The sequence below is a fragment of the Pseudoalteromonas sp. 2CM37A genome (assembly GCF_023161885.1).
In the GTDB taxonomy this organism is placed as follows: Bacteria; Pseudomonadota; Gammaproteobacteria; order Enterobacterales; family Alteromonadaceae; genus Pseudoalteromonas; species Pseudoalteromonas atlantica.
Genome location: NZ_JALNTJ010000005.1, coordinates 58031 through 82451 on the forward strand (window position 1 = coordinate 58031; position 24421 = coordinate 82451).

23 protein-coding genes are annotated in these 24421 nt (G+C 41.1%); 16 read left to right on the forward strand and 7 right to left on the reverse strand.

The features are described 5' to 3' along the window. Positions 1–5 precede the first annotated feature (5 nt). From MTF68_RS12705 to MTF68_RS12725, 5 genes are read left to right on the forward strand one after another with little or no spacing between them, the layout of a single operon-like run. A complete protein-coding gene (locus tag MTF68_RS12705) occupies positions 6–971 on the forward strand; it encodes a flagellar motor protein MotB (RefSeq protein ID WP_248462703.1) in 966 nt (321 codons plus the stop codon). A 12-nt stretch (positions 972–983) separates the two neighbouring features. After that, positions 984–1754 carry a ParA family protein gene (locus tag MTF68_RS12710; RefSeq protein ID WP_004588314.1) on the forward strand — a complete coding sequence of 257 codons (771 nt, stop codon included), beginning with the start codon at positions 984–986 and terminating at the stop codon, positions 1752–1754. 3 nt (positions 1755–1757) lie between these two features. Further along, positions 1758–2540 carry a chemotaxis protein CheW gene (locus MTF68_RS12715; protein ID WP_004588315.1) on the forward strand — a complete coding sequence of 261 codons (783 nt, stop codon included), beginning with the start codon at positions 1758–1760 and terminating at the stop codon, positions 2538–2540. Between the two features lie 24 nt (positions 2541–2564). Continuing rightward, on the forward strand, positions 2565–3062 hold the full coding sequence (locus MTF68_RS12720) for a chemotaxis protein CheW (RefSeq protein WP_004588316.1): 498 nt from the start codon (positions 2565–2567) through the stop codon (positions 3060–3062). 17 nt (positions 3063–3079) lie between these two features. Beyond that, positions 3080–3481, forward strand: a complete 402-nt coding sequence (locus MTF68_RS12725) for a DUF2802 domain-containing protein (protein WP_004588317.1) — start codon at positions 3080–3082, stop codon at positions 3479–3481. A gap of 81 nt (positions 3482–3562) precedes the next feature. Here MTF68_RS12725 and MTF68_RS12730 read toward each other — a convergent pair whose 3' ends face one another. Together MTF68_RS12730 and MTF68_RS12735 are read right to left on the reverse strand one after the other, a co-directional pair. Continuing rightward, entirely contained in the window at positions 3563–3883 is a 321-nt protein-coding gene (locus MTF68_RS12730) for an EscU/YscU/HrcU family type III secretion system export apparatus switch protein (protein ID WP_064386709.1), read from the reverse strand. 1 nt (position 3884) lies between these two features. Continuing rightward, positions 3885–6152, reverse strand: a complete 2268-nt coding sequence (locus MTF68_RS12735; RefSeq protein ID WP_248462704.1) for a flagellar hook-length control protein FliK — start codon at positions 6150–6152, stop codon at positions 3885–3887. A gap of 113 nt (positions 6153–6265) precedes the next feature. Here MTF68_RS12735 and ccmA point away from each other — a divergent pair, with 113 nt between their 5' ends. Genes ccmA through MTF68_RS12785 form a run of 10 tightly spaced genes read left to right on the forward strand, consistent with a single transcriptional unit; the run spans position 6266 to position 13981 of the window. Beyond that, complete coding sequence (ccmA, locus tag MTF68_RS12740; RefSeq protein WP_086004334.1) at positions 6266–6886, forward strand: cytochrome c biogenesis heme-transporting ATPase CcmA; 621 nt, start codon at positions 6266–6268, stop codon at positions 6884–6886. Continuing rightward, the gene (ccmB, locus tag MTF68_RS12745) at positions 6886–7572 is read left to right on the forward strand and encodes a heme exporter protein CcmB (RefSeq protein WP_004588321.1); all 687 of its coding nucleotides are present in this window, start codon (positions 6886–6888) and stop codon (positions 7570–7572) included. The genes ccmA and ccmB overlap by 1 nt, the downstream gene beginning before the upstream one ends. 1 nt (position 7573) lies before the next feature. Beyond that, complete coding sequence (locus MTF68_RS12750) at positions 7574–8311, forward strand: heme ABC transporter permease (protein ID WP_004588322.1); 738 nt, start codon at positions 7574–7576, stop codon at positions 8309–8311. Between the two features lie 3 nt (positions 8312–8314). Continuing rightward, a complete protein-coding gene (ccmD, locus tag MTF68_RS12755; RefSeq protein ID WP_004588323.1) occupies positions 8315–8518 on the forward strand; it encodes a heme exporter protein CcmD in 204 nt (67 codons plus the stop codon). After that, complete coding sequence (gene ccmE / locus MTF68_RS12760) at positions 8515–8994, forward strand: cytochrome c maturation protein CcmE (protein ID WP_004588324.1); 480 nt, start codon at positions 8515–8517, stop codon at positions 8992–8994. The genes ccmD and ccmE overlap by 4 nt, the downstream gene beginning before the upstream one ends. A 1-nt stretch (position 8995) precedes the next feature. Further along, positions 8996–10960, forward strand: a complete 1965-nt coding sequence (locus MTF68_RS12765; protein ID WP_029773819.1) for a heme lyase CcmF/NrfE family subunit — start codon at positions 8996–8998, stop codon at positions 10958–10960. Then, positions 10960–11529, forward strand: coding sequence for a redoxin family protein (locus tag MTF68_RS12770; protein ID WP_029773820.1), 570 nt, complete (start codon positions 10960–10962; stop codon positions 11527–11529). The genes MTF68_RS12765 and MTF68_RS12770 overlap by 1 nt, the downstream gene beginning before the upstream one ends. Continuing rightward, positions 11529–11990, forward strand: coding sequence for a cytochrome c-type biogenesis protein (locus MTF68_RS12775; RefSeq protein ID WP_004588327.1), 462 nt, complete (start codon positions 11529–11531; stop codon positions 11988–11990). Before MTF68_RS12770 ends, MTF68_RS12775 begins: the two co-directional genes overlap by 1 nt. After that, a complete protein-coding gene (gene ccmI / locus MTF68_RS12780) occupies positions 11990–13240 on the forward strand; it encodes a c-type cytochrome biogenesis protein CcmI (protein ID WP_248462705.1) in 1251 nt (416 codons plus the stop codon). Before MTF68_RS12775 ends, ccmI begins: the two co-directional genes overlap by 1 nt. A gap of 9 nt (positions 13241–13249) precedes the next feature. Then, on the forward strand, positions 13250–13981 hold the full coding sequence (locus tag MTF68_RS12785) for a VacJ family lipoprotein (protein ID WP_004588329.1): 732 nt from the start codon (positions 13250–13252) through the stop codon (positions 13979–13981). Positions 13982–14063: 82 nt separating this feature from the next. On the opposite strand, the gene MTF68_RS12790 is transcribed toward MTF68_RS12785, so the two are convergent. Next, a complete protein-coding gene (locus MTF68_RS12790; RefSeq protein ID WP_248462706.1) occupies positions 14064–15287 on the reverse strand; it encodes an HDOD domain-containing protein in 1224 nt (407 codons plus the stop codon). Positions 15288–15621: 334 nt separating this feature from the next. Here MTF68_RS12790 and putP point away from each other — a divergent pair, with 334 nt between their 5' ends. Next, positions 15622–17100 (forward strand): sodium/proline symporter PutP, encoded by a 1479-nt coding sequence (putP, locus tag MTF68_RS12795; RefSeq protein WP_004588331.1) that lies wholly within the window; start codon positions 15622–15624, stop codon positions 17098–17100. A gap of 116 nt (positions 17101–17216) precedes the next feature. Here the strand turns inward: putP and fahA are convergent, their stop codons facing one another. The 4 genes from fahA to MTF68_RS12815 form a co-directional block, all read right to left on the reverse strand. Beyond that, entirely contained in the window at positions 17217–18530 is a 1314-nt protein-coding gene (fahA, locus tag MTF68_RS12800; RefSeq protein ID WP_064386507.1) for a fumarylacetoacetase, read from the reverse strand. A gap of 130 nt (positions 18531–18660) precedes the next feature. Continuing rightward, the gene (gene hppD, locus MTF68_RS12805) at positions 18661–19707 is read right to left on the reverse strand and encodes a 4-hydroxyphenylpyruvate dioxygenase (RefSeq protein ID WP_004588333.1); all 1047 of its coding nucleotides are present in this window, start codon (positions 19705–19707) and stop codon (positions 18661–18663) included. Positions 19708–20015: 308 nt separating this feature from the next. Beyond that, entirely contained in the window at positions 20016–22763 is a 2748-nt protein-coding gene (locus MTF68_RS12810; protein WP_248462707.1) for a metallophosphoesterase, read from the reverse strand. A 145-nt stretch (positions 22764–22908) separates the two neighbouring features. Further along, entirely contained in the window at positions 22909–24402 is a 1494-nt protein-coding gene (locus tag MTF68_RS12815; protein ID WP_024032295.1) for a peptide MFS transporter, read from the reverse strand. Positions 24403–24421: the final 19 nt, after the last annotated feature.

The following is a 24421-nucleotide window of genomic DNA, read 5'->3' on the forward strand; positions in this document are numbered from 1 at the left end:
CTTTTATGTTACGCCGGCGCTTACGTCAATCAGCTGAAAAAAATCAACATACAGAACGTTGGTTAGTCTCTTATGCTGATTACATGACCATTATGTTTGCCTTTTTTGTGGTTATGTATGCCATTGCCATAAATAAAGAAGAAAGTTTTCAAATCCTCTCAGACTCCCTAGAACAGGTTTTTGACAAATCAGCAAGGCAGCAATCGCAACAAGGTGAGGGCGTTACTGGTGAAGGGCTACTTACTGACCGTGTTACCCCAGAGCAAGAGTTATTGTACGGTGAGAGCATTCAAAAACAGGAGTCTGGCCCAGAGCTGCTAGATGGACATAGTGATACCAGCAATATAAAACAAAAACATTTAGGTAAACCACTCGATAGTTTGTTAACTAAATTACATTCAGCACTTATTGATGAAATTCGTGATGGAGAAGCCAGTTTAGAGCTCAACCAAGACTGGCTTATTATTGAGCTAAGTTCAGGAATGCTGTTCTCAAGTGGTAGCTCTGTGGCTCACGCGCGAGCAAAACAAGTCGTAAAAATTGTAAAAGATATTATTGCCCCAGTAGATAACTACATAAGGGTAAGAGGTTACACAGATAACGAAAGTATTCGCAATGAAATGTTTCGCTCTAACTGGGAGTTGTCAGTTGCACGGGCGACCTCTATTTTAGTTGAATTAGAAACGTTAGGAATTAACCCAGCTAGAATGGCAATCGAGGGGTATGGGCAATACTCACCTTTTGCCGATAACGACACCGCAGCGGGTCGAGCAGAGAATCGTAAAGTTGTTATTGCGCTTTCTAAGTATGGCTTAGTACAACAAACCACCGAAAATGAAGCTGAGCCTGATGAGCAAGAGCAACAAGCTGCGCCTGAGCCAGAGGTGGAACTTCCCTCTGATGATAACTCTATTAAAATAATTCGTTTACCTCATGGTGGCATCAGAATCACCACGCGCAATGAACAGTAATTAGGACTTAATGTGAAGATTTGGACAGTAGCAAATCAAAAGGGCGGTGTAGGTAAAACCACAACGGCTGTCAGTCTTGCTGGTATTTTGGCCTTGCAAGGTAAACGCGTATTACTCATTGATACCGACCCTCACGCCTCACTAACGTACTATTTTGGTATTGATTCTGAAGATTTAGAAGTCAGTGTGTACGATATTTTTGCTCGCGGCACCTCAATGCAAAGTGAAGAAATACTTCAAGCATTGTGCCCCTCTACCATGGAAAACCTAGATATATTGCCCGCGACGATGGCTATAGCAACCCTCGATAGAAGTATGGGTAATAAAACGGGGATGGGCTTAATTTTAAAAAAAACACTTGCAAAAATTAGTGAACATTACGATTATGCGCTGCTTGATTGCCCGCCCGTTTTAGGTGTTTTAATGGTGAACGCATTAGCCGCCAGCGAACGTATTTTAGTGCCTGTACAAACTGAGTTTTTGGCACTCAAAGGGCTTGATAGAATGATGCGCACTATGGAATTAATGCAAAGCTCTCAAGCGAAACAGTACCAATATACTATAATCCCTACTATGTATGATAAGCGCACAAAAGCGTCGCTTGAAGCCTACAAAACGTTACAAAATACATATAAAGATAAAGTATGGCCAGGGGTGATCCCCGTTGATACAAAGTTTAGAGATGCAAGCCTTGCACAAAAGGTACCCATAGAGTTTTGCCCACGTTCGCGTGGGGTTTACGCTTATAAAGCGTTATTAGATTATTTAATTGGACAAGGTTAATGAATGAGTAAGCAATTATTTGCTAATGAAAAAGTAATGACTCAATACTTAGGGGCGCTATTATGCGAAGACGAACCTGAGGAAAACCTTGAGCCTGTAGCAAAGCTACTTGAGCAAGTACCTAGTGCCTTACAAAACGACGAAGTACTTTTAAAGCCCAAAGCGCAATTAAAAGTAACCGAGCAGCTTTATTCTGAGCAAGTAAAAGAGAGTAATAGCGAGGCTGACGCCACTATTTCGCCACCGGCACCTATTGAGCCTGAGCCAGTAGAGACAGCTGAGGTGCAAACCCAGTTAAGTACAGAACCTGCTCCTTTATTACATAGCCAAGAAGATTACTTTGAAGGTGAATTTCAGGCTCTGTTTTTTGAAGTGGCTGGCTTAACATTGGCTGTTCCTTTGAAAGCGCTTGGAGGAATTCATCAATTAGGTGAAGTAAATCATTTATTTGGTAAGCCAAAGTGGTTCAAAGGCGTTATGCTTAATAGAGATGAAAAGCTAAACGTAGTTGATACTGCCCGTTGGGTAATGCCTGAAAAGTACGATGAAAAGTTAGAGGCCTCTCTTAATTATCAGTATTTAATAACCCTAGGCGATAGCAACTGGGGTTTATTGGCCGAAAAGTTAATAAATAACATTACATTGAGTAAAGAAGATGTAAAATGGCGAAAAAACAGTGGCAAACGCCCTTGGCTTGCCGGTGTTATTAAAGAAAAAATGTGTGCTTTAATAGATGTAGATAATTTAAATGCACTATTAGAAAAAGGCTTAGATAGCCGTCAGTAGTAACGACCATTACGGGGTAACAGCATGAGCGAAGATAGACTATTATCAGCGAATAAAAACGCAGATAACAACGATGAGATTTTACAGTGGGTAACGTTTAAGCTTGAAGAAGAAACGTATGGCGTAAACGTAATGCAGGTGCAAGAAATTTTACGTTATACCGAAATTGCCCCAGTACCTGGAGCACCTTCATACGTTATTGGCATTATAAATTTACGTGGTAACGTAGTCACTGTTATTGATACTCGTGCACGCTTTGGTTTGCCTGCTGCAGATGCAACTGACAACTCTCGCATTTTAATTATTGAAGCAGAAGAGCAAGTAATTGGTATTTTAGCTGATAGTGTTTCTGAAGTTGTGTACTTACGCAGCTCTGAAATAGACAGCGCGCCAAATGTTGGTACCGAAGAAAGCGCTAAGTTTATCCAAGGTGTATGTAACCGCGATAACGAATTACTTATTTTAGTCGATTTAAATAAATTACTTAGCGATGACGAATGGGATGAGTTAAGCGATATTTAAGCTTTACCACTAAAATTATGTTGTTACTCAGTATCGCAATAGCAGCGCTAGGGATAGGTTTAATATCGCTGGCGCTAATTGTTGCATTAAAAAATAAACAGTCGGCGGAGCTTAATGCGGTATCACAGCAATTAAAAGATACCTCAGAGCAAACACATATATTACGCAGTGAAGTGTCTGAGCTCAGAACAGGGCTTTTAAGTATTGGTAAGCGCGTACTTGAAGTTGAGCAACAAAATCAAGAGTTGATGCAACAACAAGCTGCCCAAAAATATGATGACCCAGACGCAAAAATATATTCTCGTGCTGTTAAAATGGTTGAGCTTGGCGCAGATTTAGATGAGGTGATACGCGAGTGCGAGCTTCCTAGGGCTGAGGCTGAACTATTATTTTCGTTACATAAACAAAAAGACGCCTAGCGTCTTTTTTGCTTTTAACTACACGTAATACCAATGTGCAGTAATACTTAATAAAGGGGGAGATATAATTCATCCACCTAGTTATGCCTTTACATTTAGCTTACCTTGAAAGTCTTGCCAGCCAGGTGGGAACTGCCCACGAAGCACGTACGAAAAAGCAATCAATTCAGCAATAACATAATAAAGCTCTTTAGGTATTTCCTCTCCTAATTCTAAGTGAGAGAGTGTTTTAGCAAGTGCTTCATCTTGGTGGATCATAATGCCTTTTTGTTTCGCTGCTGCGATTATTTCATCGGCCAACTCGCCAAACCCTTTTACACTTACCGCGGGGGTATTTCCTGCTTCATACAACAGGCCAATCGCAGATTTATTATTTGCTGCTAAATTAGAGGTGTCAGTCATGTTAAACCTTAATATTTATAATGGCATGCGATTGATAAAACGCTTGATGACTAGCATCTCCGCGTTTTAAGTTTAGCTCGCCTACTTGCAAGCCATGCTGAGCTAATTTAGCCCTGAGGCTATCTAAATGAGGGTGTGCAATTGCACTTACTTCTTGGCTAGAGGCAAGCAGCTGGCAATCGAGGGCTTTGTCCATAAGCTCAGCCACTATTTGTAATTGCCCTTGCTGTGCATAATCAAAATTTAACCTAACAAACCACACGTTTTTTTCGGTTTTATCTACACTGGCTTTTTTATATTGCCCTAAGGTTATCTCTGTTTGTCCCGCTTCAGGCGGAAGTTTCATCGGAAATAAAAACTGTGCTAGCGGGTTTGTGTCGCTTTGTTGGTTTGGCGTAGTTACTTGTACTTGGCTAAGGGTATTTTTAACTTGTAGCAGCTCTGGGGCAAGCTCTTGTATTTGTGTTTGTTGAAGTTGCTCTAATAGTTTATCCGCGCCATTACCTACTTTAAAAGTAGGTAAAAGCACATTAAGTAGGGCATCCACGCCTGTGTGGTTATTAAACGTTAGCGAAGTACTTGATTGGCTTATTATTGGCGCCGCTAAAATAGTAACCGCAAGTTGCTCAAGCCCTTTTGTAAAGCTACTTTGTAGTGTGTCGTTTGGCGTAGTAAGCGGTTGTAAGGTGCTTAAAAGCTCTCGCTGTATGGTGGCTGGGTGCACATTAGTACTGGAGACCATTCTATTAAAAGCTTGATTCACTAAACGCGTAAGATCAGGTGTATTTTGAGTAGCTTTACTTGCTATATCAGTAATTTGGCTACTCAACAATGTTTTAGGGTTGGAAGCGCTATTTGGGCGCTCACTCTCTGTTGGCAAATTTAAAAGCGAGGTTAAAAGTTTAGCCTCTGTTGGTTGTAACTGCTGACTTACAGCTGTGTTAAAAAGTGAGTGAGACAAACTGGGTTGGTTAGGAGTATTTACCTGTGAAGTTGTGGCATGTAGTGTTTTTAAACTCAGCGGCACAGAAGCGTTGCCTTGCGTACTTACATTTGTTGGTTGGGCGCTCACTGCATGGGGCTGAGCTGTATTGTTTGCTGATTGCCATAACGTCACACTCGCCTTTAATTGCTGGGTTATTTGCACTAAAGGAGGTAGCTGCGCAAAGTGTTTAGCTAAAAGGCCGTTAGGGGTAAAAGGATGATTAGCCACTTCTGCGGTTATATTTAGCTTGCTTAAAGTAGGGTTTGTTAGCGTGTTTGTTTGTGTTGGCGTTTTACTCGCAAAGGGTTTGTTTTCAAAGTATTTAACGGCATCGTTAATTCGCGTTTTTATATCACTAAAGCTACTTTGTAACCATGACTTTATAGGGCTTTGTGCACTTAACTGCGGGCTTGTTTTATCAGCGGGGGGTCTGGCTGCATTTTGCTGCTGTGATAAAACCAAGTCGGTAAAGGGTTTACTAAATGAGTTATTAAGTGCGACCTGCATTTTAGGTAAGTTAGTTTTAATGAGCAGCTTATCTGCTTGATTAGTAATATTTACTGCCACGGGCTTGCTAGGCAATTCACTAAGCTGTTTATTGGTTATCGGGGTTGTGAACGAGCCGCTATGCTGAGGGTGCGAAATAATAGCTAATTTAGGCGTTGCTTGTAGTTGCGCGCTGGGCAGTAAGTTAGTTAATAGCTGCGAAATTTTATGCTGGCTGAGAGTTTGAGTATGAACGGTGTCAGCAAAGCGGTTAATAACATTTATTTGTGCGCCTTTATTGGTTGTATTAATAAGTACCTGTAATGGCTGCTCGGTATTTAACAGCTGTGCGGTTTCTTTGTTAATTGCAATACTGGCATTAAGGCTAGGTATCATAAGCTGCGGTGACGGCGAAAGCTGTACATTGACTGGCAAGGGTTTACTTTGTATTTCACTACCGGTACTAACATAATTTAAAAAACGCTGCAGTTGTGATGCGTTGCTAAGTGTAATATTGGTATTGTTAGGAGTAATATTTAGCTGCTTTCCATCAGCGCTGAGCTGTATGTTAGCACTTGCTATTTTGTCTGTATTTTGAGGGGCATGCGTTATGCCTAAGCGCAGTGTTTGCCAGTGTTTATCAATCAAAACATCGAGTGTAATTGAGCCTTTTGAAAACTGAATATTTTTAGCCGCAAGTACCTGTTCGGGTAATTGTACTAATTCGTCCGAAGTGCTCGGGGCGCTTTGGTTATTAACCAATGAATTAGATAATGTGATTTGCGTTGGATTATTCATTATTTTAAATCAAGTTTTCGCTAATTTTCGTGAATCGATTTTAAAGCAATATTCGTATTACCCTATCATTATGGTAGACTAACGCCTAATTTTTGGCATAGAGAAACGTCATCTTGTTACACATTAAGTCCGTCACCTGCATCAAGCAAGAACGTTGTTTGTTTGCGGATCTTAATTTTAGCCTAAATAGCGGTCAAATCATGCAATTAGCGGGTCCTAACGGGGCTGGCAAAACATCATTATTGCGTATTGTCGCAGGCTTTAGTGTGCCTGATGAAGGCGCTATTTTTTATAACCAGCAAGCTATTACCAAGCATTATGAAGAGTACGCCACAGACCTGCTATTTATAGGCCATAAAACCGGTGTTAATGTGCAGCTCAGCGCACTGGAAAACGTACGCCATTGGTTGCACATTAACGGCTATACAAATGAGCCCGACTTATATCCAATTTTAGCTAAGCTTGGCTTAGTGGGCCTTGAAGATGTGCCGGTAAGAATGCTCTCTGCAGGGCAGCAGCGTCGTGTTGCTTTAGTGCGATTATGGTTAAGCGATGCAAAACTATGGGTGCTTGATGAACCCTTTACTGCACTTGATAAAAATGGCGTTGCATTTCTACAACAACGTTTTTCTGAGCACTTAAAAAGTGGTGGCGCTATTTTACTAACAACCCATCAAGATTTAACAACACAGTTTGAAAACCTACAAACGGTGACCTTGGAGTATCGTTACTGATGACTCGTCAACATTCATATTGGCTGCTGTTTAGTGCGGTATTTAGTAAAGATGTAAAGCTTGCGTTTCGCCAGCGTGCTGAAATTATCAATCCTATCTTGTTTTTTCTCATTGTTATTTCTTTATTTCCGTTAGCAATTGGCCCAGAGCCCGGTCTATTAAACAGAATGGCGCCAGGTATTATTTGGGTAGCAGCTTTGCTCTCTACCATGCTTGGACTCGATAAATTGTTCAGAGACGACTATAACGATGGCTCGTTGGAGCAGCTAATTGCTTCATCGTACCCGCTATCACTCACCGTGTTGGCTAAAGTCGCGGCGCATTGGGTTGTTACCGGTTTACCATTAGTATTAATGACACCGTTATTTGCTTTATTGCTTAATTTAGAGAGCTCTGCGCTGTTAGCGACCGTATTAACATTATTATTAGGCACGCCACTATTAAGCTTTATTGGTGCAATTGGGGCTGGCCTTACTGTGGGATTACAAAAAGGCGGCATTTTAATGAGCCTATTAGTGTTGCCTTTGTATATTCCTGTTTTAATTTTTGCAACGTCAGCCATTGATACCAGTACTATGTCGCTGGATTATAGCGGGCAGCTTGCCATTCTTGGGGCCATGTTAGTAGTTGCTATTATGTGCGCACCCATCGCCATATCGTCAGCATTAAAAGTGAGTGTAAGTTAATATGTGGAAGTGGTTACATCCCTACGCAAAAGCAGAGCGCGCATATCAATTATGTAATACGTTACTGCCTTATTTTGCCGTTGTTACGGTTATAAGTATGCTTGTTGGTTGGATTTGGGGCTTAGGTTTTGCACCGGCTGATTATCAACAAAAAGACAGCTACCGTATTATTTTCATTCATGTTCCGTCGGCTATTTTGTCTATGGGCGCATACTCTTCTATGGCTATAGCAGCTATTGTCGCTTTAGTGTGGCAATTACGTAACGCTGAACTTGCTGTTATTGCTATTGCCCCGGTGGGAGCTTGTGTTACAGCTATTGCCTTAATTACCGGCGCTGCATGGGGTAAACCTATGTGGGGTGCTTGGTGGGTATGGGATGCACGTTTAACCTCTGAACTTATTTTATTGTTTTTATACTTAGGCGTGCTGTCGCTTTACCATGCCTTTGAAGATAAAAAATCAGCAGGGCGCGCAGCGTCTATTTTAGCCATTGTAGGGGTAATTAATTTACCTGTTATTCACTACTCCGTAGAGTGGTGGAACACTCTGCACCAAGGCGCAACAATCACAAAGCTTGATACAAAAGCCATTGACCCAAGTATGTTTTGGCCGCTTATGGTAAATATTTTAGCATTTGCAGCGTTTGTGGGCACTGTAACGTTAATTCGCCTTAAAAATGAAATATTACAACGTGAAAAGCATCGACCTTGGGTTCGAGCCTTGTTAAGTAAGGGGTAAATTATGCAGTTTGACTCTTTTTCTGATTTTATTGCAATGGGAGGTTACGGGTTTTACGTGTGGCTTTCATTTGGTACATGCGCCTTAATTTTGTTGGGCATTTTATTTAGCTCTTTACGTGATACAAAACGTATTATGGCCTCAGTAGAGCAGCAAGTTGCGCGCGAAGCGCGAATTAAAAAAGCGAAGCAGGAACAAATCTCATGAACCCAAGACGTAAAAAACGCCTATTGGTAATTATTGCAGTACTGTTTGGTATTGGTGCCTCTGTAGGCCTAGTGCTTTATGCACTACAAGAAAACATAAACTTATTTTATACACCAAGCGAGCTAATAGACGGCAAAGGCCCAGATAAAGAAAAACCGCAAATAGGGCAAAAGTTGCGTATTGGCGGTATGGTTGTGCCGGGTTCTGTCATTCGTAATGAACAAAGTTTACAAGTCAGCTTTAAACTGATTGATACCGGGCCATTGGTAACAATTAAATACCAAGGCATTTTGCCTGACTTATTTCGCGAAGGCCAAGGTATTGTAGCGCAAGGTGTGCTTGTAGAACCAAACGTGATTGAAGCTTTTGAAGTACTGGCTAAGCATGATGAAGAATACATGCCAGCAGAAGTAGCAGAAGCCGTAAAAGGAATTAAACACGAAAAACCAAAATACAACCTAGATAGCGGTAGCTAATATGATCCCAGAACTTGGTTATTTTTCTTTAACGCTTGCCATGGTGCTAAGCGTTTTACTGTGTATTTTTCCGCTGTGGGGCGCGCATACCGGTAATCTTCGTTTAATGCGTGCGGCCCCGTCTTTAGCCGTTGGGCAATTTGCTTTTGTACTTCTCTCGTTTGCTGCGCTTATCTATGCCAGCTTAACAGATGACTTTACGGTATCTTATGTGGCGTATCATTCAAGTAGTACGTTGCCTTGGTATTATAAAATTACCTCTACGTGGGGTGGGCACGAAGGCGCTATTTTACTGTGGCTTGTAATGCAAGCAGGGTGGACCGCCGTAGTTGCTATGCGTTCTAAATCGCTACCTTGGGTGTTGCGTGCACGCGTTTTAGGTGTGCTTGGCTTTTTAGGTGTCGGTTTTATGATGTACACACTACTGCTTTCAAGTCCCTTTGAACGCTTACTGCCGTATTTCCCTGTTGAAGGGCGTGATTTAAATCCGCTTCTACAAGACCCAGGTATGATCATTCATCCGCCATTACTGTATATGGGATATGTAGGGTTATCGGTTGCGTTTTCATTTGCTATTGCAGCACTTTTAACAGGTAAACTTGATAACACCTGGGCTAAATGGTCTCGCCCATGGACGATGACTGCTTGGGGCTTTTTAAGTTTAGGAATAACCATAGGCAGCTGGTGGGCTTACTCTGAGCTTGGCTGGGGTGGCTGGTGGTTTTGGGATCCGGTAGAAAACGCATCGCTTATGCCCTGGCTAGTTGCTACGGCTTTATTGCACTCTTTGAGCGTGACAGAAAAGCGCGGTGTATTTAAATCGTGGACTGTGCTGCTTGCCATCGCTGCATTTTCACTGAGCTTATTAGGCACCTTTATTGTTCGCTCAGGTATTATTGTATCGGTGCATGCATTTGCCACTGACCCCGATAGAGGTTTATTTATTCTAGCCTTTTTAGGCATTGTTGTTGGCGGCGGTTTATCGTTGTATGCGCTGCGCGTATCACAAGTTAAAAGCGAAGGCCGTTACAAGTTTGTATCACGCGAAGTGGCCTTATGGCTTAACAACATCTTTTTAGTGGTAGCCACATTAATTGTTCTTTTAGGTACTTTGTTACCTATGGTGCATAAAGAAATGGGCCTAGGCAGTATTTCTATTGGCGAACCGTTCTTTAATAAAATGTTTGCCATTTTATTAGTACCATTTGCCATATTAATGGGAATAGGGCCTTTTCTTCGTTGGAAACAAAACAAGTGGGCTGTACTACAAAATAAAGTATTAATAGGTGTGTTAATAAGTGTTGTTATTACCTGTGCGTGGTTGTTCTCAAGCTACGATGTCGTAAAACCACTTACATTATTAGCAACCACATTAGGTGTATGGGTTGCTGTATCTACTGCCATAGATTTATACGCCAAGGCGTCGGTTCACGGGACGCTAAAAGAAGGCATTAAACGTTTAGGCATTAGCTACTGGGCTATGGTGCTAGGTCACGTTGGTTTAGCATTTGTTATTGCTGGCGTAACACTTACTTCGGCGTACTCGGTGGAGCGTGATGTTTCTATGAAGCAAGGCGATATTGTCACGCTTAACCAATACGAATACCGATTTGATGGCGTTAAATCAATACGCGGCCCTAACTACAGTGGGCATGCTGGTGTAGTGTCGGTATTTAATAACGATAAACTAGTGACTGAGTTACATGCAGAAAAACGCAAATACGATATTGGTATGCAATTTATGACCGAAGCGGCAATTGATGCCGGCTTTACTCGCGACCTATATTTAGCGCTCGGTGAGCAATTAAGTAAAGGGGCATGGTCACTGCGTATTTATCACAAACCTTTCGTGCGTTGGATGTGGATAGGCGGTGTACTTATATCGCTTGCAGGGTTTATGATTTTATTCGATAAACGCTACCGTACATCAGCAAGTACACGCAAAAAAGCGTTGGAGAATGCGTAATGAACCGTAAAATTTTAGCTTTAGCACCGTTATTAATATTCATATTTTTATGTGTATTTTTGTATCAAGGTTTGTTTGCCAACCCTCGTGAAATTCAAACCGGTCGACTAGGCCAAACGATGCCTGCGTTTAACCTGCCTGATTTAATGCAAGATGATAAGCGCTGGACAGATGAAAGCCTAAAAGGCGAAGTTTATTTACTTAATGTATGGGGGACTTGGTGCCCTACATGTTTAGTTGAACTAGGGTATTTAACTAAGCTACGCGAGCAAGGCGTAAAAATTATTGGTTTGTACTATGTACAAGGGTACGATGCCGATTTTGATGGCCCATTTGATATGCAGGCTTTGCGTACCGATGTGAGCGATATGCTCAGCCGTGCTGGCGACCCATACCAATTTAATATTTTAGACTTGCACCGTACCTTATCACTTGATTTAGGTGTATCAGGTGCCCCTGAAACATTTTTAGTGGATAAAACGGGTAAAATTTTATTACACCATACAGGGGATCTAAATCCGCGCGTATGGCGTGCTAAATTTGCCCCTGTTATGCAGGAGCTAAATTAATGCGAGTGTTTTTATTAACCCTGAGCTTTTTTATAAGTATGGCAGTGTATGCCGAGCAAGATCGCTACCAGTTTGACAATAACCAACAAGCCGTGCGCTTTGAAGAGTTAACCAAAGAGCTCAGGTGCCCTAAATGTCAAAACCAAAATATTGCAGACTCTGATGCCATTGTTGCAAAAGATTTACGCGACAAGGTACTCGCGTTGGTAAAAGAAGGTAAAACAAAAGACGAAGTAATCGATTACATGATAGACAGATACGGTTATTTTGTTCATTACGATCCGCCTGTAACACCAGCCACATTAGTACTTTGGGTTTTACCTGTACTTATTGTTATTTTGGGTTTTGGTTTTATTGTAATTCGCCAGCGTAAGGCGTCAGTTAAGCAAACCTGGAACAGCGATGATGAAGCAAAACTTGCTAAGTTAATTGCAGAAAATAAACGTCAGGAGCAAAATTAATGATTTTAATGTGGGCGTGTTTTGCTTTACTCACACTAATTGCACTGGCTTTTATTATGTTGCCTTTTTTAAAAAAAGAGCGCGTGCAAACCATTACTCACAATGCTAATGCAGAATTGATCAGCATTTACGAGCAGCGTTTAGTTGAGCTGCAAAACGACTTAGACAATCAACGTATTGATGCGCAAAACCACAGTGAATCGGTTATTGAGCTAAAACGTCGTTTATTGAACGAGCTTTCACCAGAAAAATCGCTTAATAGCAAAGGTAATAACCGTATTTTTGCTTTAACAGGCGCAGCATTTTTATTAGCCCTCACCGGTGTTTTTTACACCTTTACAGGGAGCCAGCAGCAAATAGCAGCGTGGTATGATGCAATGGATAACCTTGCAGATTATGGCGAGCGTGCGGTAATGCAAAAAGGTGAGCCATTAACTCAAAACGAGTTGCAAGCGTTTGCTTTAGCGCTGCGCACTAAGCTTAGTGAATCAGGCGATGACGAAGTTGCGTGGATGTTGCTTGGACGTGTAGCTATGTCGTTAAACGAATTTGATATGGCGCAGCAATCGTTTGATAAAGCCCTTCGAATGAACCCAGACAACATGCAAGTACTCATTAGCTACAGCCAAGTTTTACTGCTTGAAGGCAGCGAAGAGAATATGACGCGTGCAGCGGGTATGCTATCTAAAGTGCTAAAAGTTGAACCAACAAACCTTGATGCAATTTCTTTATTAGCGCTTATTGCCTATGAGCGCAAGGACTGGCCGCAAGCCAAAGCGGCGTTTGAAGTATTATTGGCAAGCATGGATAAAAGCGATACGCGTTATTCAATGATAGCGCAGCGTATTTCCGATATAGAGCAACAAATGCAAAATGAGGGCTCTGTAATGCCGGTCTCTGCTAATAGTGCTATTAGTGTTACTGTGAGCTTAGCAGATGAGCTTTTCGATAAGCAGCCTCAGCAGGGGATTTTATTTATTTTTGCCAAGGCTGCTCAAGGCTCTCCTATGCCATTAGCGGTTGTTAAACTAAATGAATACAGCTTTCCGCTAACGGTGCAACTCACTGATGCTAATGCAATGGTTGATGGGTTAAACTTATCAAGTGCTAAAGATATTGTGATCACAGCGCGGATCTCAATCGATGAGTCAGTTATGCCAAGTAGTGGTGAGTTAGAGGGCCACTCTGTGACACTACAACGTGAAAACGTAAGTGACTACCAACTTCAAATTGATACATTAATACCTTAAGGACATTAGATGTTAAAGCATAGTTTTACTTTTTTATGTTTATTGGTGCTAGCCGGATGTGCACAAGTACCAGAAAACAAAGTTGATGAGCGCGACCCGCTACAAAGCATTAACCGTCCATTGTACGACTTTAATATGGATATTCTTGATGCTTATATTTTACGCCCTGTGGCTGTAGGGTATGTAGAAGTGACCCCTGTACCTGTACGCAATGGGATTGTTAACTTTACTGATAATATTAGTGCGCCTGTTGATATGATAAACGCAGGGCTACAAGGTAAAGCGGGCAACGCAGGCGTGAGTTTAGCGCGTTTTTTAGTTAACTCTACGGTAGGTGTATTTGGTATTTTTGATGTTGCAAGTTCACTTGGACTTGAGCTGGTAGATGAAGACTTTGGCCAAACATTGGGCGTGTGGGGCGTTGGCGATGGCGCATATATTATGCTGCCGGCTATGGGGCCAACTACAGCACGTAACTTAACAGGCGATGTAGTTGATAATTTTGTGTTACCAGAAATCGCTCTGACTACGCCTCAAACTATTTTAGTTTTTGCGCTTAAAGCGGTCGAAGCTCGTGCTTCACTTATCCCGCAAGAAGGCCTACTTAATGACTCTCTTGACCCGTATTTGTTTGTTAAAGACATATACTTTCAGCGTCAGCTTTATGAGCTATACGACGGCAATCCTCCAATCAAAGAAGAGCCTGAAGACTTTGATGAAGACTTCTTAGAAAGCTTATAAATAACAGCTATAAAAAATGCCAGCAATTGCTGGCATTTTTTTATGTGTATTTTGAGCTTAAATAAATAAGCCATAATGTTTATTATTCTTTAACCATCAGCTGCATTTGCTCATTAACCCACGTTAAGGCGTCATGGTATGCATTGGCAACTTCTTCGCCTAAATTTAATTGTTTAGCAATCTCGTTGGCGGCTTCCCAATCTGCGTGCTCATAAAACTTAACCAAGTTTAGATACTGAGCAAGCAGGCCTTCGTCATTCAATAGCGCAGCTTTTATCTCTGCAGACAGCGGGAGCTTTTGCATAACGCTTTCCATGGTTTCATCTAAAATAGCGTCCATAAGCGACATCATGCCAGTTAAAAAGGCCATGCCGGTATCTTTAAACTGCCCGTGTGAAATAGCAAGTAGTTCGCCAAATCGTGCACGTGTTAGCGAAAGCCTAATGAGCTCAACAGGTTTATCGGCAGAGACTTGCGCTGCAAATAACAAAGATAACAGCTTTTTAATTTCGTTAGCGCCAAGGACGATGAGTGCTTGTTTGATTGTGTTTATTTCGGCTCTGCGCGCAAACGCAGCTGAGTTTGAATAACGCAATAATTTGTATGATAGATTTACGTCACGTTCAAACACATCGGTTATCTTTTTAAGATCCATTTCAACAGATGAGGTTTCGTAAAGCAGTTCTGCTAATGCCATTTCTGATGGCGGCAGTGCTTTACTTTGTACCATTTCAGGCTTTGAAAAAAAGAACCCCTGAAAATATTCAAACCCAAGCTCAAGAGCTAAATTATAGGCTTCATAGGTTTCTACTTTTTCAGCTAAAAGCTTGATGTGTGGATAAGCTTTAATATCGTTAATTATGGTTTTTATTGCACTTTCATCAGTGGTTAAAAAGTCTATTTTTATAATATCGATAAATGGGTAAAAATGGCGCCATACTGGTTGGTGAATGTAATCATCAAGCGCTAGGGTGTAGCCTTTTCCTTTTAAATCTTTAACAATAGCCAGTAAGCGCTTACCTGGTTGCACGGTTTCAAGGATTTCTACAACGACCGTCTCTTTCCCTAACATAGTAGGGTAACCTTTAAGTAAGGTTTCTAGAGTAAAGTTAATATAGGCGGGTTTGTTGCCAGTTAAATCTTCTAAGCCAAAATTAAACTGACTCCCTTCAATTAGCTTCGTTGTTGCTTCGTCACCGTCTATGTCTGGAAATACATTATCGACGCCATCACGAAATAATAACTCATATCCAACAAGCTCCTTTTCGCGGTCTAAAATAGGTTGGCGTGCAGCATAAAAATACATAAATAGTTCCGTACAAAATAATAATTATTAGCAATGGCTATAATATATGGCAAAACGTTCGAAATAGCATTAGGTAATTGTTATTGATTTAATGAATTGTTATTAAATATTAGCTATATATGTAAATAAATTTACCGTATATCGGGTGTTTGAGGGTTAAATAGTCAATGCGACTGTTTTTTGTTCACTTCAGTGTAACAAGTTGGAGTTATCACCTTTAAGCATGGTATAGTCAAGACGGATGGTTTTTACCCCAATAGTGTCTTTATTATAATATTTTAAGAGTCATTATTAGGATTAAAAGCCTGTTTTATACAACTTTGTGGAGGCGAATTTGGAAACAGGAATGATTATTTCACTGGCATTGTATTTTATAGTCATGCTTGGCATTGGACTTTATGCATACAAACAGTCTACAAGTGATGTTTCGGGTTATATGCTAGGTGGACGTAGCTTATCTCCAAGCGTTGCAGCATTATCTGCTGGCGCATCGGATATGAGCGGTTGGATTTTAATGGGCTTACCTGGCGCTATGTTCGTTACTGGCTTTAGTAGCACATGGATAGCAATAGGCTTGGTTATTGGTGCGTGGTTAAACTACTTTTTAGTTGCGCCTCGTTTGCGTGTTTACACTGAAAAAGCGAACGACTCAATCACAATCCCAGACTACTTCTCTAATCGTTTTAATGATAAATCAAACCTTTTACGTGTAGTTTCTGCGGTAGTAATTATTGTGTTCTTTACGCTTTATACATCATCAGGTGTTGTAGCAGGCGGTAAATTGTTTGAAAGCTCGTTTGGCTTAAGTTACGAAATGGGTTTATACATCACCACTGGTGTTGTTGTTTTATATACCTTATTTGGTGGCTTCTTAGCAGTTAGCTTAACTGACTTTGTGCAAGGCTGTATTATGTTTATTGCCTTGATACTGGTACCGACCGTTGCTTACTCTTTATTAGATCAACCGCTAGAGTCAACGCTTCATAGCGTTAACCCCGATATGCTTAATTGGATAGGTGCAGGCTCTGCATTAGGGATTATTTCGGCAATGGCATGGGGCTTAGGCTACTTTGGTCAACCTCATATTATTGTACGTTTTATGTCGGTGCGTAGCGTAAAAGATATGCCAACGGCTCGCCGTATTGGTATGACATGGATGATAGTTGCAGCCATTGGTGCTGTGGGTACTGGTTTATTTGGTGCCGCGTACACATACGAAAACAACATTGTTGTTGAAGACCCAGAAACCATTTTCTTAATTCTTTCTGAGTTATTATTCCACCCATTAATTGCTGGTTTCTTATTGGCGGCTATTTTAGCTGCAATCATGAGTACAATTTCTTCGCAGTTACTTGTTAGCTCAAGTTCGTTAACTGAAGATTTTTACAAAACGTTTTTACGCAAAGAAGCAAGCGACACAGAGCTTGTTACTGTAGGGCGTATTAGTGTAGCAGCAGTCGCTTTGTGTGCTATTTATTTAGCGTACGATAGAGATAGCTCAATATTAAGCTTAGTAAGTAATGCATGGGCAGGTTTTGGTGCGGCATTTGGCCCACTGGTTTTATTTAGCCTGTACTGGAAACGCATGAACTTTGAAGGCGCACTAGCAGGTATGGTTGTAGGTGCTGGTACGGTTCTGTTTTGGATTTACTCACCATTTATGATTGATGGGCAAAGCTTAAGCAGTTACATGTACGAAATTGTACCAGGCTTTATTTTAGCAAGTATTGCAATTGTCGTTGTAAGCTTAGCGACGAAAGAGCCAGCGCAAAATATTACTGCGCTATTTGATGAGGTTGAAAAAGACCTTTAATCAACCCGTACTTTAGATACGAAAAAGCCACCTAGTTTAACTAGGTGGCTTTTTTATTTGCTATGTGTTGTCCTCAAATGTGTTTGCTTATTTAGGACATATCAATAACCAATAAATTATTTAGCAGGTAATACTGTGCTTTCTACACTACCAAAGCCAATACGGGCATAGCCTGGCTTTTCACACCAGCCGCGCATAATTACGTTATCGCCATCTTCTAAAAAGCTGCGTTGCTCACCATTACTCAGGGTTATTTTTTCTTTACCACCACGAGAAAGCTCTAATAAAGAGCCCGCTTCTTCATGTGTAGGGCCTGACTGCGTGCCAGAGCCGAGCATATCACCTGGCATAAAGTTACAGCCATTTACAGTATGATGGGTCACCATTTGCGCCACAGTCCAATATGAATGTTTGAAGCTTGAGGCAGAGACCTGCGTAGGTTGGTGGTTTTCATCACGCATTTTTTGAGTCTGAATTTTAACATCCATTTGGATATCAAATGCTCCTTGCTCGCGATTAGCGGCAGATTCTAGGTACGGCATTGGTTGCGGATCGTTTTCATCACGTGTCCAGCTAGTTCTAAAAGGTGCAAGTGCTTCAGTGGTGACAATCCAAGGCGATACGGTTGATGCAAAGTTTTTAGCTAAAAACGGGCCTAATGGTTGGTATTCCCATGCTTGTAAATCACGTGCTGACCAATCATTAAATACACAAAAACCAAATACATGGTTTTCAGCGTTTTCAATGGCGATAGCATCACCCAGCGCATTGCCTTTGCCTAAGTAAATACCAAGCTCTAACTCATAATCTAGGCGCTTACATGGGCCAAATGATGGGGTATCTGCATCGGGCGCTTTAGTTTGCCCTTTAGGGCGGTGAAACGTTTGCCCCGATACATCAATAGATGAAGAGCGACCATGATAGCCAATCGGCACCCATTTATAGTTTGGTAAAAGCGGGTTGTCTGGTCTAAACAAGCTACCAACGGCGGTTGCATGGTAAATTGAGGTATAAAAGTCGGTGTAATCACCAATACGACACGGCAGTGAAAACTCTATATCAGCTTGAGCAATAAGGGTACTTTGCATTTCTTTTTGTTGCTGTGTGCCTTCACGCAGTGCTTTTGAAAGCGCTAAGCGCAGTGCTGACCAGTATTGCTCCCCTAAACCCATAAATGTATTTAGTGTTGATTCGCTTGCTGCATCCAGGGCTGTTTTAGCATCACCGGTAAAAATGTTTAAGTGGCTCAATTTTGCTAAATCAATAACCTGATCGCCAATAGCAACCCCGCCTCTGAATTCTTCATTTGTGTTTTTAGTACGAAATTCTGCAAAAGGTAAATTTTGAATCGGGAAGTCACAGCCTTTAATATTGGCCGACTCTACCCAGCTAGTTAAATTAATGTCGTGGGTTTCGTTAATTTGGCTCATTACTTATCCTTTAGGTTTGATGTTGGGTGCATGCATTTATTTAAGCATACTTGTATCTTGCACCCTACTTTTTAAATATTAAAACGACAAAAAGCAGCGAAGATCGCTGCTTTTAATTTACTCAAAAAAGTTATAGAACGCCGCGGCGCTCTTGGTCTCGCTCAATTGACTCAAACAATGCTTGGAAATTACCTTCACCAAAACCACCATCATCTACACGTTGGATCATTTCTATAAAAATAGGTCCAAATAGGTTTTTAGAGAAGATTTGTAATAGGTAGCAGTTTTCACTTTGGCTATCGACTAATATTTGATGCTCGCGAATTTTTTCTTTATCTTCTGCAACCCACGGCACACGGTCAAAAATAGTGTCGTAATACTCAGGAATAATGTCTAAAGTAGCAATGGTTGATTTATCAAGCTTATCAAGTGAGCTAACTAAATCGTCAGTTAAAAACGCGAGATGTTGTACACCAGGGCCATTATATTCGCCTAAATACTCGTCAATTTGGTTGTTGTTATTGCCTTTACCTTCATTAATAGGAATTGAGAAGGTGCCACAGGGTGATTTTAATGCATAGGATAGCAGCGCTGTTTTTTGGCCTTTAATATCGAAATAGCGTACTTCTGTAAAACCAAACACGTCTTTGTAAAAGTTTGCCCATGTTTCCATAGTGCCTTTGTAAACGTTATTAGTTAAGTGATCTATACGTATAAAGCCTTTATCTTCAACTACATTAGGTGATGATAAATCTTCAAAGTCAGACTCATAAATAGACCCTTTATCACCAAATTGCTCAATAAAGTAAATCAGGCTATCGCCAATACCGTAAATGGCGGGGTAAGGTAAGTCTTTATGGGTTGAGTCGGTTGCGGGTTTTGCACCACGTGCTACAGCTGTTTCAAATGCATGCTGTGCATCCTCAACGCGCCAACCCATAGAGCAAATTGCTGGGCCATGACTTTTTGCAAATTCAGCAGAAAAACCATCGCGTTCGTTATTTAGTAAAAAGTGAATGTCGTTTTGGTTGTAATAGACAATATCTTTGCCTTTAAATTTTTTTAATTTTGAAAAACCAAAATCAGTAAACACTTTATCCATGTAGTCTGCATCAGGTGTTGCGTATTCAGTAAACTCAATACCAACTAAACCTAGTGGATTATTTGCTTCACTCATTTTTATTACTCCTGCAATAAATATTGCTACTGCGATTATGTGTTGTTGTCGTGTTGAGCTAGATAATCAACTAGATTTTAAGTTTGGGGAAGAGGGGGAGCAGATTTAGCATTTGAGCAAACTGTAAATTTAATAAGACGTTTACTTAGTCAATAGGTTTATACCTTACGCTTTAGGGTAAACAAACATGTATTAGCTTGATGCTTTTAGTTTATTAAAGTTTAAGATATTGATATAAATAAATAAAAAAGAGGTTTTATAAAAATAAAACCTCTTTTAAAAATGTAGCTACGCAATATTTTTTGTATTTAATTGTTTACACTTTGAGTGCGATTGTTAAAAAACGTGTTGCGCTGCTCGAGCCAAAGATTAGGTGTTACGGTTGGAGCTGCTTGGTAATGGCGCTCAATAGCTTGGTTTAATACCCGTGTTGTAGGGGTAAATGTCAGCTTTGATTGTGCACTGCCCATGCTTTTAATTTCGTCTCGAGTCAGGGCGCGCCCAGCATATAAAAGGGCGTTTAAATAACCGGGCACTGTTTCAAAGTTGTTATCTGTAAAGAGTAAAACAGATGACGTTAATGCCCAGGTGTTATTTATTTCACCGTCTTCTTTAACACCAGCAAGCTCGCCGTCTATGTACACTTCAAATACCCCATTACTGGGGGCGGTATAAAATACAAATGCAACTCGGTGCCAGTTTTCAGGCTCTGTTTGTCCAAAGTAACCACTATCACTGGTTGATTTACCATAACCGCCCGTTGGGTCGATAAACATATCGGCATCATCAGTGAGGTAATCTTGTGTGTTTGCTTGCATGATAGCGCGATAAATATCTTTGCCTTCTTCTGGCCAATATAAGTCCATTACTAAGGTGTAATCAGAAACCATTCCTTCACTTGCATAATCACCATTGGCAGGTGTATTTAAGGTTATTAATAACCCCTCGGTAGGGGCGTGGCGTGAAAACGCCATTACACCTGAGCTGCCATCAGCAAAATCAGCAATACCAAGTGCTTGAGTTGTATTATATTGCGTTTCTTCAGGGCCCCAGTTTGTTTGTTCTGGGTCAAAATAGCTCAATACTGATGGGCCATAATCTGCTGCCAAAGGGCTATTTGCATCATCAAAATTCCACACTGTGACAGTGCTTTGCTCATTACATGAAAAGAGTTGATTATCGGTATCTAGGTATAAGCATTGGCTTGTTCTAAAACGCGCATATTGATCGAGTAACCACCATGCTTCGTCAATGGCTTCAACGTTTGAAAAGGTAACACCGCTAAAAAATAGCTCGGGATTAAGTGCTGCGCCTTTAAACAACGCAACCTGATAAGTGCTCGCAGCTTGTATATCATCTGGTTTGAGTAAAAACCAATCTGGCTGATTGGCAAACATGGTGTTTAAATCGCTACCTGTAACCGTTACGCTATATAACGAATTAAAGCCAGGAGTGTTAGAGGGCTGGCGCTCAACATAGTAGGCTTTATGAAAGTCTTCTTGTGTTAAGGTCCCTGGTGTCCACCTCGTTTGTACTAATTCTGGGTTAAGCAGGGCCGCCGTTATATCACTTGCATGGGCTGCAGCTAAAGCCGTTATTTCTGCAAGTTCTAAACTACTTGGGTAGTTTTCAGAAATAGCAATTTCTGTGTTTGCATCAGGCGCATAGCGGCCCATAATTTCATCAATTGCCAGCTTAGTTGGTTCATCACGTTCGCTAATGCTGTCAGTTTCAATGGTGCTGTAATCTATTACTGGTGATGTTTTATCTTGCAAGTTAAACGTAAGAGTAACATCGGTGATGCCTTTGGCGTAAAAATCTGGCTGAATAACCACAGCGCCGTTCTCGAGCGTATTATAACTTTCACCGCCATGAGTATGGCCGCCTAACACTAAATCAATACCGCTTACATCGGTTGCCATATCAATATCTAAACCTTCACCTAAATGGCTTAGCATTACCATGTAGTTAACATCGCCTTGGTATTGGTTTACTATACTTTGTGCTATTTGTTGCCACTGCCAGCTCATTTTAAATTGTTTGATAAAATCAGGTATAGGCTCATTATCTATCGGTTCGTCTAGCTCGTTCCAAGGTACTGAGGTCATACCAAATACACCTAAGGTCACACAGCCTACTTGTACTTTAGCAAAGCCTACAGCGGCAAAATCTTGTAATTGTTCGCCTTCATAGCGTGTATTACTGGCAAGCACTATGGCGTTGTCATCTTGCGAGTAGCTTAATAGCTTTTCTGGCCCCCATGCATAGTCGTGATTTCCGACCACACGTAAATCAAACTGCATGGCTTTAATGGCTTCTTCTGTAGCGCTACCTTGTGATAGTTGCTCAGCAACAGTGCCTTTTTCGTAGTCATCACCCCCGTTGGTAAAAAGGGTATGCGGCGTTTGTGCAAGTACTTGGTTGTAGTAGGCCTTTATGCGGCTAAAGTATTGCTCCTCATAACCGAATCGCGCATGTAGGTCAGCAACATGAACAAATCTAACCGATTGCTCTGTGGCTGTGGCATCACACGATGGGCCTATAACTGCAAAGGCCTCATTGCGCTGCATTATAATAGCGAAGGTTCCTAGTGTTGTTACTTGCGCACTTACAAAACCATCTGCAACAAAAGAGTTATCAATAACTTCCCAGCTATCGCCAGATTGTCTGGCAATAAATAGCTGGCCACCTAATTGGTAATCATCAGGTATTTTTATGGTAATTGTTATTGGATTACTAAAAGAAAGCGTACTTGGGGTGAGTAGGTGTATATCTGAGATAATATTTAGTAGTGCATTTGCATCATCTAATACTGTTTTTTCGTGTGTAAGTTCAGTGTTTTGAGAGACGGCATTGGCAGGTACAGTCAGTAAAAAGCTTCCTTCATCAAGGCTGACATCTAAACCTGTAGTTGTAGATACTGTTAACTCGCTAGGCTCAGGCTCAACGGGATCATTAGGGTTAGTTGTAACTTGATCGTCTGAACCACCGCATGCAGATAAAAAAACAATGCTTAAGGTTAAAAATAGGGTGTGAGATAAAGTTAACAAGCGCATGTACTGCGTCCCTGAGACTAGTTAAAAATTAATCAGCAGATGATACCAGTTTACAGCGAGGTGATATAGAAATTTGAGAAAATTTCCCCCATAGTGGCTATGGGGGAAATTATAATTAGTATTACGCGTAATTAAACGTGCAATATTATGCAGCTTTTTCTTCTAGGCCTTGTTTTTCCCATACTTTCGCTTTAAAGCTCATAAGCACTAAAACAATACCTACGCCAATGCTAAATAAGGCAATTTGTAAGTATAAGTTAGGGATTTCTTCAACGTTATTTGGATCAAAGTTACCAGCCAGTAAGCCAGCAATAATGTTACCAATTGAATAAGTTAATACAAATACACCCATCATTTGGCCTGTGTAACGACGCGGCGAAAGTTTACTTACCGCACTTAATGCTACAGGGCTTAAACAAAGCTCACCCACTGTATGTAAAAAGTACGTTGTTACTAGCCAGTATGGCGCTACTTTTAAGCCTTCAGCTGCGTAGTGAGCGGCCATAAACATAACTAAAAAGCCAGAAGCCATAATAATTAAGCCCATTGCACATTTTACGCTGTAAGTCGGCGATACCATCTTTTTAGATAAGTTAATCCAAAGCGCGGCAAAAAATGGCGATAAAGCAATAATAAATAGTGAGTTTAAAGATTGGAACCATGTTGTTGGAATTTCAAAAGTACCAATAAGGCGATCTGTGTAATCACGGGCAAAGAGGTTAAGTGATGAACCCGCTTGCTCAAAGCCAGACCAAAAACACGCAGAGGCAACACACACTAAAAATAGTGCCCACATTCTTTGTTTTTCGCCCGCTGTTAATTTACCTGTAAAGTAAATAACCCCGAAATAAATAAAGAATATAATAGTAAACACAACAGCTGTGTAGCCTGCAACAACGGTTGGGTTAATAATAATTGCGCCCGTCATTGCTGCAGCGGTCACACCAGCGGCAATAACAACAAAAGCAGCAATACCAAACCATGCACGAGATGCACCTTTAGCGCTTAATGGGTTAGCAGGCAAAGCGCTGTGCTCTGGTAGATTGTTAAGCGTGCGCTTATATTGGATTAAGCCAATAGCCATACCCACAGCAGCTGCACCAAATGCCCAGTGCCAACCTACGTTTTCCATAAAGTAACCACATACGTAGTAACCAATTAAAGAACCTAAGTTAATACCCATGTAGTATATAGCGTAACCGCCATCACGGCGCTCATCAGCATCGCTGTATAACTGGCCTACCATTGCGCTGATATTTGGTTTTAGCAAACCAGTACCTGTAGCAACAAAGATCAAACCAATAAAAAATGAATACTCATGAGGCACGGCCAAAATAATATGGCCACACATGATGATGATACCGCCGTACCATACAGCCTTTTGACCACCGAATAATCTATCCGCTAGCCAACCACCCGGTAAGCCTAAGAAATAAACGGCACCTGTGTATAAACCGTAAATTGCAGCAGCTGATGCAACAGTAAAGGCAAGGCCTTCTTCTTGTAGGCTTGCTGTCATAAACAATACGAGCATCGCTCGCATGCCGTAGTAACTCATTCGTTCCCACATCTCAGTGAAGAACAATGTCGAAAGTCCTTTAGGGTGGCCAAACCAACCACTATCTGGAGCTGAACTCATATTTACTTCCTAACTTTAA

Bases quoted from the DNA above. Each gene is read 5' to 3' on its own strand.
- hppD (WP_004588333.1), bottom strand. From the start codon at position 19,707: ATGAGTGAAGCAAATAATCCACTAGGTTTAGTTGGTATTGAGTTTACT.
- ccmE (WP_004588324.1), top strand. From the start codon at position 8,515: ATGAACCCAAGACGTAAAAAACGCCTATTGGTAATTATTGCAGTACTG.
- MTF68_RS12815 (WP_024032295.1), bottom strand. From the start codon at position 24,402: ATGAGTTCAGCTCCAGATAGTGGTTGGTTTGGCCACCCTAAAGGACTT.
- MTF68_RS12765 (WP_029773819.1), top strand. From the start codon at position 8,996: ATGATCCCAGAACTTGGTTATTTTTCTTTAACGCTTGCCATGGTGCTA.
- ccmD (WP_004588323.1), top strand. From the start codon at position 8,315: ATGCAGTTTGACTCTTTTTCTGATTTTATTGCAATGGGAGGTTACGGG.
- MTF68_RS12725 (WP_004588317.1), top strand. From the start codon at position 3,080: ATGTTGTTACTCAGTATCGCAATAGCAGCGCTAGGGATAGGTTTAATA.
- fahA (WP_064386507.1), bottom strand. From the start codon at position 18,530: ATGAGCCAAATTAACGAAACCCACGACATTAATTTAACTAGCTGGGTA.
- MTF68_RS12770 (WP_029773820.1), top strand. From the start codon at position 10,960: ATGAACCGTAAAATTTTAGCTTTAGCACCGTTATTAATATTCATATTT.
- MTF68_RS12735 (WP_248462704.1), bottom strand. From the start codon at position 6,152: ATGAATAATCCAACGCAAATCACATTATCTAATTCATTGGTTAATAAC.
- ccmI (WP_248462705.1), top strand. From the start codon at position 11,990: ATGATTTTAATGTGGGCGTGTTTTGCTTTACTCACACTAATTGCACTG.
- MTF68_RS12785 (WP_004588329.1), top strand. From the start codon at position 13,250: ATGTTAAAGCATAGTTTTACTTTTTTATGTTTATTGGTGCTAGCCGGA.
- MTF68_RS12730 (WP_064386709.1), bottom strand. From the start codon at position 3,883: ATGACTGACACCTCTAATTTAGCAGCAAATAATAAATCTGCGATTGGC.
- MTF68_RS12775 (WP_004588327.1), top strand. From the start codon at position 11,529: ATGCGAGTGTTTTTATTAACCCTGAGCTTTTTTATAAGTATGGCAGTG.
- ccmB (WP_004588321.1), top strand. From the start codon at position 6,886: ATGACTCGTCAACATTCATATTGGCTGCTGTTTAGTGCGGTATTTAGT.
- MTF68_RS12720 (WP_004588316.1), top strand. From the start codon at position 2,565: ATGAGCGAAGATAGACTATTATCAGCGAATAAAAACGCAGATAACAAC.
- MTF68_RS12705 (WP_248462703.1), top strand. From the start codon at position 6: ATGTTACGCCGGCGCTTACGTCAATCAGCTGAAAAAAATCAACATACA.
- MTF68_RS12790 (WP_248462706.1), bottom strand. From the start codon at position 15,287: ATGTATTTTTATGCTGCACGCCAACCTATTTTAGACCGCGAAAAGGAG.
- MTF68_RS12750 (WP_004588322.1), top strand. From the start codon at position 7,574: ATGTGGAAGTGGTTACATCCCTACGCAAAAGCAGAGCGCGCATATCAA.
- MTF68_RS12810 (WP_248462707.1), bottom strand. From the start codon at position 22,763: ATGCGCTTGTTAACTTTATCTCACACCCTATTTTTAACCTTAAGCATT.
- MTF68_RS12715 (WP_004588315.1), top strand. From the start codon at position 1,758: ATGAGTAAGCAATTATTTGCTAATGAAAAAGTAATGACTCAATACTTA.